The organism is Senegalimassilia anaerobia JC110 (genome assembly GCF_000236865.1).
GTDB classification, from domain to species: domain Bacteria; phylum Actinomycetota; class Coriobacteriia; order Coriobacteriales; family Eggerthellaceae; genus Senegalimassilia; species Senegalimassilia anaerobia.
On record NZ_CAEM01000069.1, the window covers coordinates 1 to 971 of the forward strand.

2 protein-coding genes are annotated in these 971 nt (G+C 61.7%); both read left to right on the plus strand.

Annotated features, from left to right (window positions below):
- Positions 1-386 (plus strand): hypothetical protein (locus tag SFHG_RS10715; RefSeq protein ID WP_052297727.1); only part of this gene is annotated, 386 nt, incomplete at its 5' end.
- Entirely contained in the window at positions 379-897 is a 519-nt protein-coding gene (locus SFHG_RS00040; protein WP_158574162.1) for a type II toxin-antitoxin system VapC family toxin, read from the plus strand. The genes SFHG_RS10715 and SFHG_RS00040, both read left to right, overlap by 8 nt.
- Positions 898-971: the final 74 nt, after the last annotated feature.

The following is a 971-nucleotide window of genomic DNA, read 5'->3' on the forward strand; positions in this document are numbered from 1 at the left end:
ACGCCATGCCCGCTACCGCTCAAATCAACGCGCGTATCGCCGTCAGCTGCAAAGCTAGCGGCGACGCAGGGCTTGCCGCGGCGGGGCTTTCCCCGTCCCAAGCAATCCGCGCATTATGGGAACTGGCCGGGCGCAATGTCGAGACGCCTGAAGCCATCACCGACGCGCTGTTCCCCGATCGTCAAAAGCAGCGCGAAGCGGACGCCCGGGCCCAACGTCAAGAAAAGTCCCAGCTCATCGCGCAGGGACCGAATATCGTGCGCGACGCGTACGTTGCAGGCGGAATCACCGGCGCCCCCAACGCGTCGCTGTCGTTTTCCGAGTTGAAAGAAGCGGCTGCGATGGAACAGTATGGCGAAACGATGGGCTGGAGCACACGTGAGTAGCGAAATGCCGCAACCTGCCAATAGTCGCAAGACGCTGCTCGTCGACACCAACGTCTGGGTCGACTACTACCTTGGGCACCGTCCGGGAAGCACCGCAGCCTTCAAGCTTCTCGAATGCGCCAACGCTCACGACTGCACCTTGGCATATGCGGCAACCAGCGTAAAAGACCTGTTCTTCCTTCTTGCGAACGACTACAAGGTTGCATACCGGAAAACGCATGGCGGCGAACTCACGCAAAGCGCCGCGCAAGCCGCGACCGCCGCCGCATGGGCCGCAGTCGATCATCTGAGCGAAATCGCCGCTGCAGTCTGTTGCGACCAGTCGGACATCTGGATGGCGCGAAAGCAGCGCCCCCTGCACAACGACTTCGAAGACGACCTCGTCATCGCCGCGGCCATGCGGGCGAAGGCACTTTGCCTCGTCACCAATGACGAACAGCTCCTGCGCCACTGCCCCGTCGCCGCGCTGGACGTACCCGACGCCATCACGCTTGTAGAAGGACTTGCATAATGGGACAAAGGGACTGTCCCTTTGTCCCATTATGCAAAAGGGCCCGCGACGTTCAATCACGTCGCGGGCCCTTC